The organism is Actinomadura sediminis (assembly GCF_042675525.1).
In the GTDB taxonomy this organism is placed as follows: domain Bacteria; phylum Actinomycetota; class Actinomycetes; order Streptosporangiales; family Streptosporangiaceae; genus Spirillospora; species Spirillospora sediminis.
The window spans coordinates 1-16,122 of the sequence record NZ_JBHTJA010000134.1 but is presented as its reverse complement, the minus strand read 5'-3'; the positions used below and the strand labels follow the sequence as shown (position 1 = coordinate 16,122).

Genomic DNA, 16,122 nt, shown 5'->3' with positions numbered 1-16,122 from the left:
CTCGACGGCGGCGAGCCGCAGCTCGTCCAGGCGCGCGGCGGCGCGGCGGGCGATGTCGTCCTCGGCGACGTCGGCGAGCGCGGGGCCGCGCCACAGGCCGAGGGCGCGGCGCAGCTCGTCGGCCCGCCGCGCCGGGTCGTCGGTCCGGCGGGCGGCGGCGACGGCGCGCTCGAACGCGACGGCGTCCACCTCGCCGGGGTCGACGCCGAGGCGGTATCCGGCGGGGCCGTGCTCGACGACGTCCCGGCCGGCCGCGCCGCGGAGCCGGGAGACGAGCGCCTGCAGGGCGTTGCCGCCGGGCGGGTCGCCGTCCCACAGGTCGTCCAGGAGGCGCGCCGCCGAGACGGGCCGGCCCGCGTCGATCGCGAGCCGGACGAGCAGGGCGCGCAGCCTCCGGCCGCCGACCTCGACGGGCCGCCCGGACGCGTCCCGCACGACGAGCGGGCCCAGGATGCCGATGCGCACGTGTCCCCTTTCCGGGGCCATTGTCCCCGATGTGTGGACGGCCCACGCCGGGTAACGGACCGGGATGGAAGTCGTCATCGTCATGGACTGTGCCGATCCCGTTTCCCTCGCCGGCTTCTGGGCCGCGGCGCTCGGCTACGAGCGCGGCCCCTTGCACGAGCCGTACGTGTCGCTGACCGACCCGCGGGGCCGGAACCCGACGATGCTGCTGCAGCGCGTCCCCGAGCCGAAGTCCGGCAAGAACCGGGTGCACCCGGATCTGCGGGTCGCCGACATGGACGCCGAGGTCGCGCGGGTCACGGGCCTGGGGGCGCGCGTCGTCCGGGGCCCGTTCGTGGACAACGGCTGGCTCACGACGGTGCTGACCGACCCGCAGGGCAACGAGTTCTGCCTGATCGTCCCCCCGGAGAAGGAGGAGTGATGAACGCCGTCGTCGACACGGCCCGCAAGGAGAAGGAACGCTACGCGGGCGGCGAGGACCGGCCGCTCGGCTCGTACCTGGGCACCATGGCCGTGTACGCGGTGTCCGCCGGGGCGCTGGCGGTGCTGGCGAAGCGGTTCCGGGACCGGGTGCCGGCCGTCGGAGCGGGCGACCTGGCGCTGATGGCGATCACCACGCACAAGCTTTCCCGGCTGATCGCCAAGGACCCGGTGACGAGCCCGCTGCGCGCCCCGTTCACCCGCTACTCGGGGACGTCCGGCCCGTCCGAGGTGGCCGAGGAGGTGCGGGGGCACGGCGCCCGGCACGCCGTCGGCGAGCTGCTCACCTGCCCGTTCTGCACGGGCCAGTGGGTGGCGACGGCCTACGCGGCGGGGCTGGTGTTCGCGCCCGAGACCACCCGGTTCGCGGGGGCGACCATGACGGCCGTGGCCGCGTCGGACTGGCTGCAACTGGCGTACGCGCGGCTGCAGCAGGCCGCGGAGGGCTGACCCGGGCGCCCCATTCTTTACGTTTGCCCCATATGGAACGGGTACGGCGACTCCATGGAGCTGTCATTCCTCAAGACGCTGTACCGGCATCCGGGCCCCTACGCGTCGGTGTACGCCGATCTCTCCCGGACCACAGAGGACGCCTCCAAGGCCGCCGAACTGCGGTGGCGGGCGCTGCGCACCGAACTGGAGGAGCAGGGCACCCCCGCCGACACCCTCCGCGCGGTCGAGGCGACCATCCAGGACGAGATGGCGCGGCGCCGCTCCGAAGGGCTAGTGATCTTCGCGGCGGGCGGGGAGGTCGTGTACGCCGAGCGGCTCCCCGGCCCGCCCCGCGCGCCCCACGCGCGGCTGGCCCCGCTCCCCCACGTCCTGCCGTACCTGGCCGAACGCGGCGAACGGTTCCCGCACCTGGTCGCCGTCGTGGACCGCCGGGGCGGCGCGATCGACTGCGTGTCCGCCGACGGACGGCACGAGCACATCGACGTCGACGGGGACGAGGAGTACCCGATCCGCAAGACGAAGGCCGGCGACTGGAACCAGTCCCGGTTCCAGCGCTCGTCCGAGAACGTCTGGAAGATGAACGCCAAGAAGGTCGCCCACGAGATCGACCGCGCCGCCGAACGCTGCGGCGCGCAGGCCGTGGTGATCGCCGGCGACACCCGCGCCCGCTCGGCCGTCCTGGAGGAGGTCTCCGAGAGCGTCCTCGAGCACGCCGTCGAGCTCGACCGCAACACCGACGTCCATGATCCGGAGCTGGAGGCGGAGCTGAACCGGATCCTGAAGCTCAAGACGGCCGAGCACGTCATGACGGTCGCCGAACGCTTCGACCGGGAGCTCGCCAACGGCCAGCGGGCCGTGTCCGGCATCCCCGCGACCGTCGAGGCGGTCCGCAACGGGCAGGTCGAGACCCTGCTGCTGGACGAGGACCTCGTCTCCGAGGAGAGCCTGTGGTTCGGGCCCGACCCGGTCCAGCTCGCGTCGTCCCCCGAGGAGCTGCGCACCGAGTTCGGCGTCACGGACGTCCACGAGGACCGCGCGGACGCCGCGCTCGTCCGCGCCGTCGCCGCCACCGACGGCGAACTGGTGGTGCTCCCCTCGAACGGCGGCGAACACCACGAGATAGGCGCCGTCCTCCGCTTCACAGCCTGAACCCGACGCCCCCGGCCGGACCGAGGAGGAGACCCCGGCCACCCTTGGCTCGGCCGAAGCGATGCGGCGACCGCAAACGGCGAAGGCCGCCGCGGCCCTCCAGGGCCCCGGCGGCCTTCGCCGCAATGAACACGTGGAGCTATGGGGATTCGAACCCCAGACCTCCTCCATGCCATGGAGGCGCGCTACCAACTGCGCCATAGCCCCTCGGTGCAGTGAAGAGCTTAGTGCACGTTGGACACCGCTCGGAACGCGGGCCGCGGGGGCACGACGCCCCGCGCCCCGCGGCCCGCGTGACGCGTCAGCGGATGGGCGCGGCGGGCTTGTCCTGCCCGGCGCCGCCCGCGGCGCTGTTGCTGTAGGAGTGCCACTCGCCCTGCTGGAACGTCGGGACCCAGACGGTGAGGCCCTCCGGCCAGTCCATGGGCAGCCCGAGGAGCTTGTCCTGGTGCTCGGCCACGTCGTGGGCGCGGGTGTTCTGCTCGGTGGGCTGCCCGGCGGCGGGCGGCGTGTAGTCGCGGGGCATCTGGAGCCCCCGGGGCTTGGCGGGCTCTTCCTCGCTCGACGACTTGTCGGCGTCGAGCGTGCACAGGGTCTTGGCGAGGTCCGGCTGCCCGGGCAGGACCTTGATCTGCTTCAGGAGCTCCAGGCCCCGCTCGCAGTCCTTGTTCTTCTCCACCGGCACCGCGACCGGGGCCGGGTCCATCGCCGCCGCCGGCACCGCCACCTGCGCCGCCGCGGGCGCCGCCGCCGCCACGACCGAGGCGGCCACGACGGCGGGCAGGGTCGCTCTTCCGGTGATACGAGCTCTCATTGGGGCTACCCCTCATCTCGATCGGCATCGCCACCGACGACTGTTCCCGCATGATCAAGACCGGCAAGCGCACGCGAGGCAAAGGCGTCCGTCCCCGTGATCAACGTTTTGCGTGCGCATTTACCGCGACGCCCCGGAGGCACGTCCCGTCCGCCCCCCGCGCCACATGCCCACCCGGCGACCTGCCCTGACAGCAAGTCATGATATATGCCGACACAGATCGGCGATCTCCATTAAGATCGCGATCATTGCTTCGCCCGGCTCCATTTTCGGCAAAGTTTGATGATCTACGTAAACCCGAACCCGCTTGAATCCGTCGGACTCTCTTCCAATTTTACGCAACACGGCCGAACCATTAGTCGAACGCCCCCATCACATCCGATTGTCAGGATCCACCCGATGAACTGGGGGTTCATATGAAGATCCTGCTTCGCACGATGCTCGTGCTCGCGGCGGCCGCGCTGACGGCGGTCGCCGGCGCCGGCACGGCGTCCGCCGACGGCCCGGACACCGACCCGCGGGTCGTGAAGGCCATCGAGGTCCAGCCGTGGGTCGAGCTCGACGTCGGGGACGAGGGTTACCGCGTCGCCTTCGTCCGCTGCGCGCTCACGCAGATCCGCTTCTACGGCAACTGCAACCCGGCGGCGTCGAACGGCGACGTCTACCTTCGCGACATGGTCGACGACGTCAAGCGGTACCAGAAGGCCCGCGCCGTCGACGTCGACCCGCAGGGCACCGTCACCGCCGAGACCATGAGCGAGATCCGGCACGACACCGGCGAGGTCCTCCCGGGCGCCGGCCCGAACACCGGGAAGGCGCACATCGTCAAGGGCGTCCAGTCCGCGATGAAGGCCCTGCAGGACCGGAACCTCAAGGTCGACGGCTGGTACGGCGCCGCCACCGAGCGCGCCGTCCGCGCGTTCCAGCGGCGCAAGCAGATCGACGTCGACGGCATCTTCGGCCCGCAGACGTTCCGCGCCGCGATGGCCCGGGGCGCCGAGCAGCGCAACACACCCGGCCTCTAGCAGATCGGCCGACCCCGCACCGGTAGGCGACGACGCCGAACCACCGGCCGCCCTGTACCCCCGCCGCAGGGCGGCCGCCCGCACGAGCGAAGCCGCATTCGAGCTCGCGAGATCCGATCGCGCGGCGAGCCCCCGGGCGGGGCGAGACCGCGAACGGCGAAGGCCGCCGCGGGCCCCCAGGGCCCCGGCGGCCTTCGCCGCGATAAGAACGTGGAGCTATGGGGATTCGAACCCCAGACCTCCTCCATGCCATGGAGGCGCGCTACCAACTGCGCCATAGCCCCGCGCCGCTGCGTGGACGTTCATCCCGCAGGGCTCCGCCAGTGTATCGGACTTCGGTGACGGGACACGAATCGTTTCTTCTCAGGCGCCGTTGTCGGTCCTGTCGTCGCCGAGGACGGGTTCGGGGAGGGTCCCGGCGTTGTGTTCGGCGAGCCGCCAGCCGCCGTCCCGCATCTCGGTGAGGACGGACCAGCAGCAGTTCGACAGCCCCCCGAGACGCTCCCACACGCTCTCGGGGAGGCCGAGCAGGTGCGACATGCCGAGGCGGAGCGCGGCGCCGTGGGACGCGACGACGAGCGTGCCCGTGGCGGGCAGGTCGTCGAGGGCGCGGTCGAGCGCGGCGCCGACGCGCTTGGCGACCTGGGCGCTGGTCTCGCCGCCGGGCGGCTGCCAGGCGGCGTGCTCGGCGGGGTAGCGTTCGCGGATCTCGCGGCCGGTGAGGCCCTCCCACTCGCCGCCGTCGCGCTCGATCAGGTCGCGGTCGTAGTGGACGGGCAGGCCGGTGACCTCGGCGAGGCAGGCCGCGGTGACGGACGCGCGCTGCAGCGGGGACGCCAGCAGTTCGGTCGGGTGCAGCCCGGCGAGGAGGCGGGCGGCGCGGCGGGCCTGCTGGATCCCGGTCTCGTCCAGGGGGATGTCGGTCTTGCCCTGGAAGCGGTTCTCGACGTTCCAGGCCGTCTGGCCGTGCCGCCACAGGACGAGGCGGCGCCTGCCGGGCGCGCGGCGCGCGTCACTCACTCGCGCTCCCGACGGTCCGGGCCCGCTGCGCCTGGTGCGCGGTGACGGAGTCGGGCAGGTCGATCACCGGGCAGTCCTTCCAGAGACGCTCGAGCGCGTAGAACACGCGGTCCTCTTCGTGCTGGATGTGCACGATGACGTCGGCGTAGTCGAGGAGCACCCAGCGGCCCTCCCGCTCGCCCTCGCGGCGGACGGGCTTGGCGTCGGCCTCCTCGCGGAGCCGCTTCTCGACCTCGTCCACGATGGCGCGGACCTGGCGGTCGTTGGGGGCGGAGCAGAGCACGAACGCGTCGGTGATGACGAGCTGCTCGCTCACGTCGTAGGCCAGGATGTCGTCGGCCAGCTTGTCTCCCGCCGCCTCCGCGGCGATCCGGACCAGCGTTGCGGCCCTTTCGGATGCGGTCACGATGCGCTCGCGATCCTCCCTGTAGGGGTCGTCTCGGCTCCACCATCTCACGGGCGGGGGCCGACGGCCCGATCAATTTGCCGTCCGGCCGCGTTCGCACGCGGCCCTTCCCACTCCAGGGTATGCGGGGCCACGCACCGCGGGGGAACGCCGGACGGACGAGCCGTGCGGATCCCCGCGCAGGTCAGGAGGCGTCGTCGCGGTAGAGCCCGCGCTTGTTGATGTACTGGACGATCCCGTCGGGGACGAGGTACCAGATCGGCTCGCCGGAGTGGACGCGGTCGCGGCACTCGGTGGAGGAGATCGACAGCGCCGGGACCTCCATCAGCGACACGCGCCCGTTGGGCAGGCCGGGGTCGGCGAGGCGGTGGCCAGGACGGGTGACGCCGATGAAGTGGGCGAGGCCGAACAGTTCGTCGGTGTCGTGCCAGGTGAGCATCTTCTCGAGCGCGTCGGCGCCGGTGATGAAGAACAGGTCGGCGTCGGGGCCCTGAATGTCCCGGATGTCGCGCAGCGTGTCGACGGTGTAGGTGGGGCCGGGACGGTCGATGTCGACGCGGCTGACGGAGAAGCGCGGGTTGGAGGCGGTGGCGATCACGGCCATGAGGTAGCGGTCCTCGGCGGCGGCGACCTTGCGCCCCTCCTTGTGGGACGAACGGCCGGTGGGGACGAAGATCACTTCGTCCAGCGAGAAGAAGTGCGCCACCTCGCTGGCGGCCACCAGGTGCCCGTGGTGGATCGGGTCGAACGTGCCGCCCATGATCCCGAGCCGCCGCTTTTGCGTCATGACGACGAGAATAGCCAGCGGGTGAGGCGGCCGGAACGTTCACCCCGGCGTCCGGCGGGAACCCTGTGGCGCGCCGGTTCGTCGGAACTACCATGCCTGACTTGACTTCTTCCTTCGCCTAAAGGCGGAGGAGTCCAGCGGTCGACCGCTGGGTTTCCTGCTTCACCGACGACCGCCCCGTCCGGGAGGACTCCCGTTGAGGTCTCACACCGTCTCCACAGGCGGACACCGCCAGCCCGGCGGCCAGAAGATTACGGGCGGCGTTGACGTCACGGTCATGGACCGCACCGCAACGGCACCGCCACTCCCTCGCACCGAGGGGCAGCTCCCCCGCGACCGTCCCGCATTCCGAGCACAGCTTGCTGCTGGGGAACCACCGGTCGATCACCACGAGCTCACGGCCGTACCAGCCGGCCTTGCACTCCAGCATCGACCGCAGCTCCCGCCACGCCACGTCCGAGATCGCCCGGGCGAGGGAGCGGTTCTTGACCATGTTGCGGACGCCCAGGTCCTCGATCACGACCACTTGGTTCTCGTGGACGAGCCGAGTCGACAGCTTGTGCAGGTGATCCCTCCGCCGGTCGGCGATCCGCGCATGAATTCGCGCGACCTTCCGGCGGGCCTTGTCCCGGTTCGCCGACCCTTTGACCTTACGCGCCAGGTCTTTCTGCGCGCGGGCGAGGCGTCGGCGGTCGCGGCGCTCGTACCGAGGGTTGGCGACCTTCTCCCCCGTCGACAACGTCACCAGCGACGTCAGCCCGGCGTCGACGCCCACCGCACGCTCGGCCGGGGCCGGACCGGTGACACGGTCCTCGCACAGGATCGACACGAACCACCGCCCGGCCGCGTCCCTGGACACCGTCACCGTGGACGGCTCCGACCCCGCAGGCAGCGGCCGCGACCACACGATGTCCAACGCCCCGGGCATCTTCGCCAAGGTCAGCTCACCATCACGGCACTTGAACGCCGACCGCGTGTACTCCGCACTCTGCCGGGACTTCTTACGCGACTTGAAACGCGGATACCTCGCGCGCCCGGCGAAGAAGTTCGTGAACGCCGTCTGCAGATGCCGCAGCGCCTGCTGCAACGGCACGCTCGACACCTCGTTCAGGAACGCCAGCTCGCCGGTCTTCTTCCACGCGGTCAGCGCAGCCGACGACTCCGCATAGGTCACACGCCGCTGCTCGCCGTACCACGCCCGCGTCCGTTCCTCCAGCGCCCGGTTGTACACCAGACGCACACACCCGAACGTGCGCAACAGTTCGGCCGCCTGCTCGCCGGTGGGGTAGAAGCGGTATCTGAACGCCCGCTTCACCGTGCACGCCATGTCACATACCGTAGCGCCAGACCAGTCGAGTTGCGCACTCGCGCGGTGGAGGGCGGTCCGCCCCGTGATGAACCGCCTTTCCCCGCCCCTGTCCTGCGGGAGTTTCGTTTCCTTCCCGGCTTGGAGGCCGGGGCATCCACGAAGGAGTCCTGATGACGGAGAACACACCGGATCGAGCACGCAAGCGCTTCCCCGGGATCAGCTCCCGGGCCTACGAACACCCGGCGGACCGCTCGGCGCTGGTGGCGCTGCGCTCGCTGTCCGGGTTCGACGTCGTCCTGCGCAAGCTGTCGGGACTGGTCAACGAGCGGGCCATCAGGCTGATGTTCCTCGGCGGGACCGTCCGGGTCGGCGAGAACCAGTTCCACCACCTGCACGACATGGTGCGGGACGCCGCCTACATCCTGGACCTGAAGGAGGTGCCCGACGTCTTCGTCAAGCAGGACCCGACCCCGAACGCGATGGCGCTGGGTTCCGACCACCCCTTCATCGTGATCAACACGGGGCTGATCGACCTGCTGGACGACGAGGAACTGCGGTTCGTCGTCGGGCACGAGGTGGGGCACATCCTGTCCGGGCACGCGGTCTACCAGACGATGATGCAGATCCTGATCGGGCTGGGGTCGCGGCTGGCGTGGCTGCCCCTCGGCAACGTGGGCATCGCGGCGATCATCATCGGGCTGCGGGAGTGGTTCCGCAAGGCCGAGCTGTCGTCCGACCGCGCGGGGCTGCTCGCCGGGCAGGACCTGGACGCCGCCAAGCGCGTGAACATGAAGCTCGCGGGCGGGACGAAGCTGTCGGAGATGAGCGCCGAGGCGTTCCTGGAGCAGGCCCGCGAGTACGACGCGGCAGGCGACGTCCGGGACGGGCTGCTGAAGTTCCTGAACCTGCTGCCGCAGTCGCACCCGTTCGCGGTGATCCGGTTCGCGGAGATCGACCGGTGGGCGCGCAGCGGCGAGTACGAGCGGATCCTCGCCGGCGACTACCCGCGCCGCGAGGACGACGGCAGCGCGAAGGTCACCGACGAGGTGAAGAACGCGGCCCGGTCGTACCGGGAGTCGTGGGAGCAGACGGCCGACCCGTTCGTGGGCAAGGTCCGCGACATGGCGGACGCGGCGGCGGGCGCGGCGGGCGGCCTGTTCGACCGCATCACCCGGCGCCCCAACGGTTCGAACGGCAACTAGGACCGGCGGGAAGAGGCGAAGGGCCGCCGTGGCACGGACACGGCGGCCCTTCGGGCGTTCCGGGACGCCTAGAACGGCCGGGGGACGATCAGTTCGACGTTGCGGTCGCCGGTGGCGCCGCGGCGCTCGTCCGGGGTGTCCTGCCAGTCGTTGCCGGCGAGTTCGCGGGCGAGGGACGCCAGCCGGACGGGGTCGCCGAGCCGGCCGCCGTGGGAGGCGGGGCCGGCGGAGTCGAGGACGGTCGCGAAGATCGACAGGGTGCCGTCGCCGTTGTCGGCGAGCTCGACGATGCGGCTCTGCTGCGGGAAGTCGATGTGCGCGGCCGTGTTGACCTCCCAGAAGCCGCCTGCGGCGCCCTCACGCGCGTGCGGGACGACCTCGTTGCGGTGGGTGTGGCCGTTCACCCACAGGACGACGTTCGGGTAGCGCAGCAGGAGGGCCTTCACCTCGTCGCCGAGGACCCGGTCGCCGCCGAGCGGGTTGCCGAGGGAGGCGATCGGGTGGTGGCTGAACAGGACGAACAGCCGGTCCCTGACGTTGTGCGCGACGAGTTCGCCGCGGGCGTCGCGGTAGCGGCGGCTGCCGGCCTTGAGCTCGTCCTCCAGCCAGGCGAGCTGGGCGCGGTCGAGGGAGCCTTCGGAGTAGCCGTTGGGGTTGACGGTGTCGAGCGCGATGCCCCGCACGACGCCCTGGTCGAACGCGTAGTACGCCGTCCCGTCGCGGAGGTTGGCGGCGGTGAAGCCGTGGCCGCGCGGGGACGCGCTCGTGCCGAAGTGCTCGCGGACGACCTCGGCGCGCGACAGCATCCGCCGGTCGGGGTCGGGGGTGACCGGCCGGAACAGGCCGCCACCGGACGCCCCGCGGGCGCGGCTCAGCCGCACCAGTTCGCGTCCGTCCGCGTCGGTGATCATGCGGGCGAGCCGTTCGGCCTGCGCCGCGTCGGCCGGGGCGCCGATCTTGATGCCGCCGGTGGCGAGGGCGGTGACCAGCGGGTTGGTGGGCAGGTTGCCCTGGACGAGGCCGTCGTGGTTGCCGAACACCGCGTACCAGGGCGCCTGCAGGCCGGTCGCCTGGAAGGGGCGCCGGGCGGCGTCCATGAGGCCCCGGACGCGGGGGAAGCCGTGCCGCGTCATCGGCAGGTCGGGCTCGGCGCCGGGCGGCGGGCCCTCGGGGTGCCAGTAGGCGCGGTCGTAGGCGGCGGCGTCCATGACGCCTTCGTACCGGTTCGGGTCCCCGGAGTCGGGACGGACGCGTTCGCCGTCGAGCAGGTCGATGATCCAGCGGGTCTCGTTGTACTGGACGTTGTCGGCCGCGTCTCCGGTGTTGATGACGAACGCGAGGTCGAGGCCGGTCGCGGGGCCGCGCCCGACGGCGTTCATCGCCCGGACCATGGCCTCGGCGATGTGGGTGGAGAGGATCTCCTGCGGCCGGTAGGCGCCCTCGACGGGCAGGACGCTCAGCGCGTCCTTGAACCGGTCGACGAACTCGACGCGCGCCGGGGACTGCGCGTCGATCACGTGCACGTCGGTGAGGTGCCCGAACGCCAGGAGGCCCCGGCGGCGCGCGGCCCGTCCGGGCGACGCGGTGCCGCCGAGGTCGCGGCGCAGGACGTGCGGCTCCCCCGGGCCGGCGACGACCTTGCGGTAGCCGCCCGCGCCCGGGGCGCCGAGGAGGTAGGTGCGGTCGAGGGTCGTGCCGGCGACCGGCCCGCGCAGGCGGGGGGCGGTCGCGGCGCGGGCCGGGAAGGCGGTGAGCCCGGTGGCGGCGATCCCCGCCCCCAGGGCGGCGCCCCGCAGGACGCGGCGGCGGCTGATCTCACGAGTCACGCTGTGGATCAGACCACACCGGCACGAGTGACATCAAGCCCCAAGATGTCACATAAGTGAATAACTCTCGGATCAACCGCCGCGGACCCCCAGCGGACGTGGCGGCCCCGACTCAGGCCCCGCGCAGGTGCCCGTCGCCCGTGACCACGTACTTCGTCGACGTCAGCTCCGGCAGGCCCATCGGGCCGCGCGCGTGCAGCTTCTGCGTCGAGATGCCGATCTCCGCGCCGAACCCGAACTCGCCGCCGTCGGTGAACCGGGTGGAGGCGTTCACCATCACGGCCGCCGAGTCGACGAGCGCGGTGAAGCGGCGGGCGGCGGACTGCGACGTCGTCACGATCGCCTCCGTGTGGCCCGACCCGTACCGGCGGATGTGCGCGACGGCGTCGTCCAGGGAACCGACGACGCGGGCGGCGATGTCGAGGGACAGGTACTCGGCGTACCAGTCGTCCTCGGTCGCCTCGACGACGTCGCCGTCGAACGAGCGGATCCGCTCGTCGCCGTGGACGGTGACGCCCTTCTCCTTGAGCGCCGCAAGCGCGCGCGGGACGAACTCGTCGGCCACGTCCGCGTGCACAAGGAACGTCTCCGCGGCGTTGCAGACGGACGGACGCTGCGTCTTCGAGTTCACGAGGATGTCCAGCGCCGTGTCCAGGTCGGCGGCGGCGTCGACGTAGACCGAGCAGTTCCCCACCCCGGTCTCGATCACGGGGACGGTCGACTCCTCCACCACCGAATTGATCAGCGACGCGCCGCCGCGCGGGATCAGCACGTCCACGAGCCCGCGCGCGCGCATCAGGTGCTTGACCGAGTCACGGGACGTGCCGGGGACGAGCTGCACCGCGTCCGCCGGGACGTCCGTCCCGCGCAGCGCCTCCTGCATCACCGTCACCAGCACCGAGTTCGACTCGTACGCCGACGACGAGCCCCGCAGCATCGCGACGTTCCCGCTCTTCAGGCACAGCGCGGCGGCGTCCACGGTGACGTTCGGGCGGCCCTCGTAGATGATCCCGACGACGCCCAGCGGCACCCGGACCTGCCGCAGCTCCAGGCCGTTCGGCAGGACGTTCCCGCGCACCGTCTCCCCCACCGGGTCCGGCAGCGCCGCGACCTCCCGGACGGCCTCGGCGATCGCGGCGATCCGCTCCGCCGACAGGCTCAGCCGGTCGATCATGTACTCGGGGGTGCCGTTCTCGCGGGCCCGCGCGACGTCCGTCTCGTTCGCCTTGACGATCCGCGCGGCCCCGTCCACCAGCGCGTCCGCGATCGCGTGCAGCGCGGCGTCCTTCGCGGCGCGCGGCAGCGGCGCCAGCCCCGCGGCGGCGTCGCGGGCGGTCCGCGCCACCCGCAGGAACTCCTCGCGTTCCCGGTCCTGCTCGCTCATCCGACGTTCCTCTCCGGTCAACGATCGGTCAGCACCACGAGGTGGTCGCGGTGGATTATCTCGCGTTCGTACTCGGCGCCCAGCTCGCGCGCCAGCCAGCGGGTGGAGCGGCCCATCAGCTCGGGAATCTCCGACGCGTCATAGTTCGCCAGGCCGCGCGCGACCACCCGCCCGTCCGCGCCGCACAGGTCCACCGGGTCGCCCGCCGCGAAGTCGCCCTCCACGCCCGTGACGCCCGCGGGCAGCAGCGACTTGCCGCGCCGGACGACCGCGTCGACCGCGCCCGGATCGAGCACGATGCGGCCCTGCCCGGTGGTGGCGTGCGCCAGCCACAGGTGCCGGGTGGCGCGGCGGCGGTCGTCCACGGGGTGGAACAGCGTGCCGACGCGGTCGCCCGCGACGGCGCGCGCGGCCGACGCGGCGTTCGTCAGCACCACCGGGATCCCCGCGATGCGGGCCGCCTCGACCTTGGTGACCATGCCGCCGGTGCCGACGCGTCCCGACCCGCCCAGCTCCACCCCGTCCAAGTCCGCCGGGGACCGGACGTCGGTGATGCGGCGGGCGCCCGGCTGCCGCGGGTCGCCCGTGTACAGGGCGTCCACGTCCGACAGCAGGACGAGCGCGTCGGCGCGGGTCAGGTGGGCGACGAGCGCCGCGAGGCGGTCGTTGTCGCCGAACCGGATCTCGTCTGTGGCGACCGTGTCGTTCTCGTTGACGATCGGCAGCACCCCCAGGGCGAGGAGCTGCGCGAGCGTCCGCTGCGCGTTGCGGTGGTGGGAGCGGCGCATCATGTCGTCGGCGGTCAGCAGCACCTGCCCGACCGTGACGCCGTACCGGGCGAACGACGACGTGTAGCGGGCGAACAGCGCGCCCTGCCCCACGCTCGCCGCCGCCTGCTGGGTCGCGAGGTCGGACGGGCGCCGCGTCAGCCCGAGCGGGCCGAGCCCGGCCGCGATCGCCCCCGACGACACGAACACGATCTCCGCGCCCGCGTCCCGGCGGGCCGCCAGCACGTCCACGAGGGCGTCGATGCGGGCGGCGTCGATCGTCCCCTGCGGCGTGGTCAGCGACGACGAGCCCGCCTTGACCACGATCCGGCGCGCCTTCGCGATCTCCGCGCGTTCGGTCACGAACGTCCCTCCCGGGTCAGCGGCCGTCGAGCCGGCGATCGGTGCCGCGCGGGCCGGCGGCGGCGTCCCCGGCCGGGATGTCGGGCTCCCAGTCGAACACCACGGAGTCGTCCACGGTGCCGATCATGACGGTCGCCCCGGCCTCGGCGCCCGCCTCGCGGAGCGCGTCCTCGATGCCGAGCCGCGCGAGGCGGTCGGCGAGGTACCCGACGGCCTCCTCGTTCTGGAAGTCGGTCTGCCGCAGCCACCGGACGGGCTTCGTCCCGGTGATCAGGTAGGTGTTCTCGCCCATCGGCCGCACCTCGAACTCGGCGCCGCCGCCGACCGGTTCCGGCCGGATCACGATGCGGGTCGGCTCGGCCGGGGGCAGGCTCGCGCGGTGCTCCGCGACCATCGCCGCCATCGCGAACGACAGCTCCCGCAGCCCCTCGTGGGTCGCCGCCGACACCTCGAACACCCGCAGGCCGCGCGCCTCGAACTCGGGCCGGACGAGCTCGGCGAGGTCGCGCGCGTCCGGGACGTCCACCTTGTTCAGCACCACCAGGCGCGGACGGTCGGACAGCGGGCGGTCGCCGAGGACGCGGTCGTACGCCTGCAGTTCGCGCTCGATGACCTCGAAGTCGCTGACCGGGTCGCGTCCGGGCTCGGGCGTCGCGCAGTCGAGGACGTGCGCGAGCGTCGACGAGCGTTCGATGTGCCGCAGGAACTCCAGCCCGAGGCCGCGGCCCTCGCTGGCGCCCTCGATCAGGCCCGGGACGTCGGCGACCGTGAACGTCGTGTCGCCCGCGCTCACCACCCCGAGGTTCGGGACGAGCGTGGTGAACGGGTAGTCGGCGATCTTCGGCTTCGCGGCGGACAGCGCGGCGATCAGCGACGACTTCCCGGCGCTGGGGAACCCGACGAGCGCGACGTCCGCGACGCTCTTCAACTCCAGGACGACGTCGCGTTCCTCGCCCGGCTCGCCGAGCAGCGCGAACCCCGGCGCCTTGCGCTTGGCGGTGGCCAGCGCCGCGTTGCCGAGGCCGCCGCGGCCGCCGCGCGCGATCACGAACCGGGTGCCCTCGCCGACCAGGTCGGCGAGCACCTCGTCGCCCTCCTTGACGACGGTGCCGTCGGGAACCGGCAGGACCACGTCGTCGCCGTTGGCGCCCGTCCGGTGCCCGCCCTGCCCCGGCCTGCCGTTGCCCGCCTTGCGGTGCGGGCGGCGGTGGTACTCCAGGAGGCTCGCGGCGTTCGTGTCGACGACGAGCACGACGTCGCCGCCGTTGCCGCCGTTCGCCCCGTCCGGTCCGCCGAGCGGCTTGAACTTCTCCCGGTGGATCGACGCGCAGCCGTTCCCGCCGCTGCCCGCGGCGACGTGCAGCACCACCCGGTCGACGAACTGCGCACCCGTTCCCGCACCAGCGGCCACGGCGACTCTCCTTGCGCTCGGCCCCGCGAAGGGCTCTGAAAACAGCGCAAGGGACGGACCCGAACGGTCCGCCCCTTGCGAAAGACTCTTCCCGAAGCGGACTACTCCGCCGGCGGGACGACGCTGACCGCGTTGCGGCCGCGGTAGCGCCGGAACTCCACCGCGCCCGCGACGAGCGCGAACAGCGTGTCGTCGCCGCCGCGGCCGACGCCGGGACCGGGGTGGAAGTGCGTGCCGCGCTGCCGGACGATGATCTCGCCGGCGTTGACGACCTGGCCGCCGAACCGCTTCACGCCGAGGCGCTTGGCGTTGGAGTCGCGACCGTTACGGCTGGACGATGCGCCCTTCTTGTGTGCCATGTGACCGCTCTCCCTACTTCCCGGACTCGATACCGGTGATCTTGACCTCGGTGTACGGCTGGCGGTGCCCCATCCGCCGCTTGTACCCGGTCTTGTTCCGGTAGTGCATGATGTTGATCTTCGGACCCTTGACCGCGCCGAGGATCTCGGCGGTCACCTCGTAGCGGGCCAGGTCGGCCGAGGAGCTGACGACCCGGTCGCCGTCCACGACCAGCACGGCCGGGAACGTGACGGTCGAGCCCACCTCGCCGGCCAGCTTGTCGACGGTCAGCACGTCGTCGACGGCGACCTTCTCCTGCCTGCCGCCTGCGCGGACAATCGCGTACACCGCGGAAACCTCTCGTCGTTCGCGTGCTTCTGGATCGAACCAGTCCCACGCGTGGCTGTACCAGCCCCCGGATGAGGGCCTACCCCCGGCACGGGGCCGAAGGCGGCACGCCGGGCCGAAGCCGCGGCGCTCTCTGCTCTTTCCCCACCGGATCGGCGGGGGGGTGCACCGGCCGGTCCCCGGACGGGGCCGCGGTGCGAGTTCGTGTCGGCGCGCGTCACCGCACACCGAAGTACGAGTGTACTGGACGCCCCGACCCGAACGCGAACGCGTGCGCCCGGGCCGGGGGACGTCCGTCCGTGCGTCAGTCCTCGGCGCCGTCGCCGGTCTGCGCGGCGACGCGGGACCGCCGGGTGCGGCGGCGCGGGGCCGCCGCCTCGCCGTCGCCCTCCCCGGCCGGGGTCTCGGCGGCCTCGGCCGGGGCCGCGGCCCGGTCGGCGGGCGCCGCCTCCGGCGCCGCGGCGTGCGCGGCGCCGTTCGCCAGGCCGTTCGACGAGCCGTTCGACCGCCCCGAGACGGGCTCGGGCTCGGCGGTGTCCAGCGTGCCCGGCGCGACGTCCGCGGCCTCCTCGGC

17 protein-coding genes, 2 tRNA genes and 1 pseudogene are annotated in these 16,122 nt (G+C 72.5%); 5 read left to right on the top strand and 15 right to left on the bottom strand.

The window, feature by feature from the left end:
• Positions 1–465, bottom strand: a 465-nt coding sequence (locus ACFQ11_RS33990) for an AfsR/SARP family transcriptional regulator (protein WP_378306341.1), incomplete at its 3' end; no start/stop codon positions are given.
• Between the two features lie 64 nt (positions 466–529).
• Between ACFQ11_RS33990 and ACFQ11_RS33985 the strand changes: the two genes are divergently transcribed.
• From ACFQ11_RS33985 to ACFQ11_RS33975, 3 genes are read left to right on the top strand one after another with little or no spacing between them, the layout of a single operon-like run.
• Positions 530–886 (top strand): VOC family protein, encoded by a 357-nt coding sequence (locus ACFQ11_RS33985; RefSeq protein WP_378306339.1) that lies wholly within the window; start codon positions 530–532, stop codon positions 884–886.
• Positions 886–1,395 carry a DUF1360 domain-containing protein gene (locus tag ACFQ11_RS33980; protein WP_378306337.1) on the top strand — a complete coding sequence of 170 codons (510 nt, stop codon included), beginning with the start codon at positions 886–888 and terminating at the stop codon, positions 1,393–1,395. The genes ACFQ11_RS33985 and ACFQ11_RS33980 overlap by 1 nt, the downstream gene beginning before the upstream one ends.
• Positions 1,396–1,449: 54 nt before the next feature.
• A complete protein-coding gene (locus tag ACFQ11_RS33975; RefSeq protein WP_378306335.1) occupies positions 1,450–2,547 on the top strand; it encodes a baeRF2 domain-containing protein in 1,098 nt (365 codons plus the stop codon).
• A gap of 134 nt (positions 2,548–2,681) precedes the next feature.
• Here the strand turns inward: ACFQ11_RS33975 and ACFQ11_RS33970 are convergent.
• Together ACFQ11_RS33970 and ACFQ11_RS33965 are read right to left on the bottom strand one after the other, a co-directional pair.
• Positions 2,682–2,754: transfer RNA gene (locus ACFQ11_RS33970), tRNA-Ala, on the bottom strand.
• 94 nt (positions 2,755–2,848) lie between these two features.
• The gene (locus ACFQ11_RS33965; RefSeq protein WP_378306333.1) at positions 2,849–3,361 is read right to left on the bottom strand and encodes a hypothetical protein; all 513 of its coding nucleotides are present in this window, start codon (positions 3,359–3,361) and stop codon (positions 2,849–2,851) included.
• Between the two features lie 416 nt (positions 3,362–3,777).
• On the opposite strand from ACFQ11_RS33965, the gene ACFQ11_RS33960 reads away from it, so the two are divergent.
• Positions 3,778–4,386 (top strand): peptidoglycan-binding domain-containing protein, encoded by a 609-nt coding sequence (locus ACFQ11_RS33960; protein ID WP_378306331.1) that lies wholly within the window; start codon positions 3,778–3,780, stop codon positions 4,384–4,386.
• 211 nt (positions 4,387–4,597) lie between these two features.
• Here ACFQ11_RS33960 and ACFQ11_RS33955 read toward each other — a convergent pair.
• The 5 genes from ACFQ11_RS33955 to ACFQ11_RS33935 all read right to left on the bottom strand — a co-directional run bounded on the left by ACFQ11_RS33955 (position 4,598) and on the right by ACFQ11_RS33935 (position 7,926).
• Positions 4,598–4,670: transfer RNA gene (locus ACFQ11_RS33955), tRNA-Ala, on the bottom strand.
• Positions 4,671–4,749: 79 nt separating this feature from the next.
• Positions 4,750–5,406, bottom strand: coding sequence for a histidine phosphatase family protein (locus ACFQ11_RS33950; RefSeq protein ID WP_378306329.1), 657 nt, complete (start codon positions 5,404–5,406; stop codon positions 4,750–4,752).
• Positions 5,399–5,812 carry a ribosome silencing factor gene (gene rsfS, locus ACFQ11_RS33945; RefSeq protein ID WP_378306327.1) on the bottom strand — a complete coding sequence of 138 codons (414 nt, stop codon included), beginning with the start codon at positions 5,810–5,812 and terminating at the stop codon, positions 5,399–5,401. Before rsfS ends, ACFQ11_RS33950 begins: the two co-directional genes overlap by 8 nt.
• A 184-nt stretch (positions 5,813–5,996) precedes the next feature.
• Positions 5,997–6,599, bottom strand: a complete 603-nt coding sequence (gene nadD / locus ACFQ11_RS33940; protein WP_378306325.1) for a nicotinate-nucleotide adenylyltransferase — start codon at positions 6,597–6,599, stop codon at positions 5,997–5,999.
• 118 nt (positions 6,600–6,717) lie between these two features.
• Positions 6,718–7,926 carry an RNA-guided endonuclease InsQ/TnpB family protein gene (locus ACFQ11_RS33935; protein ID WP_378306323.1) on the bottom strand — a complete coding sequence of 403 codons (1,209 nt, stop codon included), beginning with the start codon at positions 7,924–7,926 and terminating at the stop codon, positions 6,718–6,720.
• 152 nt (positions 7,927–8,078) lie between these two features.
• On the opposite strand from ACFQ11_RS33935, the gene ACFQ11_RS33930 reads away from it, so the two are divergent.
• A complete protein-coding gene (locus ACFQ11_RS33930) occupies positions 8,079–9,110 on the top strand; it encodes a M48 family metallopeptidase (RefSeq protein WP_378306321.1) in 1,032 nt (343 codons plus the stop codon).
• A gap of 68 nt (positions 9,111–9,178) precedes the next feature.
• On the opposite strand, the gene ACFQ11_RS33925 is transcribed toward ACFQ11_RS33930, so the two are convergent.
• The 7 genes and pseudogenes from ACFQ11_RS33925 to ACFQ11_RS33895 form a co-directional block, all read right to left on the bottom strand.
• Positions 9,179–10,936, bottom strand: a complete 1,758-nt coding sequence (locus tag ACFQ11_RS33925) for a TIGR03767 family metallophosphoesterase (protein WP_378306319.1) — start codon at positions 10,934–10,936, stop codon at positions 9,179–9,181.
• 112 nt (positions 10,937–11,048) lie between these two features.
• On the bottom strand, positions 11,049–12,320 hold the full coding sequence (locus tag ACFQ11_RS33920) for a glutamate-5-semialdehyde dehydrogenase (RefSeq protein WP_378306317.1): 1,272 nt from the start codon (positions 12,318–12,320) through the stop codon (positions 11,049–11,051).
• A 17-nt stretch (positions 12,321–12,337) separates the two neighbouring features.
• Positions 12,338–13,450 carry a glutamate 5-kinase gene (proB, locus tag ACFQ11_RS33915; RefSeq protein ID WP_378306315.1) on the bottom strand — a complete coding sequence of 371 codons (1,113 nt, stop codon included), beginning with the start codon at positions 13,448–13,450 and terminating at the stop codon, positions 12,338–12,340.
• 16 nt (positions 13,451–13,466) lie between these two features.
• Positions 13,467–14,861, bottom strand: a complete 1,395-nt coding sequence (gene obgE / locus ACFQ11_RS33910; RefSeq protein ID WP_378306312.1) for a GTPase ObgE — start codon at positions 14,859–14,861, stop codon at positions 13,467–13,469.
• Between the two features lie 101 nt (positions 14,862–14,962).
• Positions 14,963–15,220, bottom strand: coding sequence for a 50S ribosomal protein L27 (gene rpmA / locus ACFQ11_RS33905; protein ID WP_021595697.1), 258 nt, complete (start codon positions 15,218–15,220; stop codon positions 14,963–14,965).
• Positions 15,221–15,233: 13 nt separating this feature from the next.
• The gene (gene rplU / locus ACFQ11_RS33900) at positions 15,234–15,548 is read right to left on the bottom strand and encodes a 50S ribosomal protein L21 (RefSeq protein WP_026404357.1); all 315 of its coding nucleotides are present in this window, start codon (positions 15,546–15,548) and stop codon (positions 15,234–15,236) included.
• Between the two features lie 304 nt (positions 15,549–15,852).
• Positions 15,853–16,122, bottom strand: a pseudogene (locus ACFQ11_RS33895) (hypothetical protein); the annotation flags it as partial.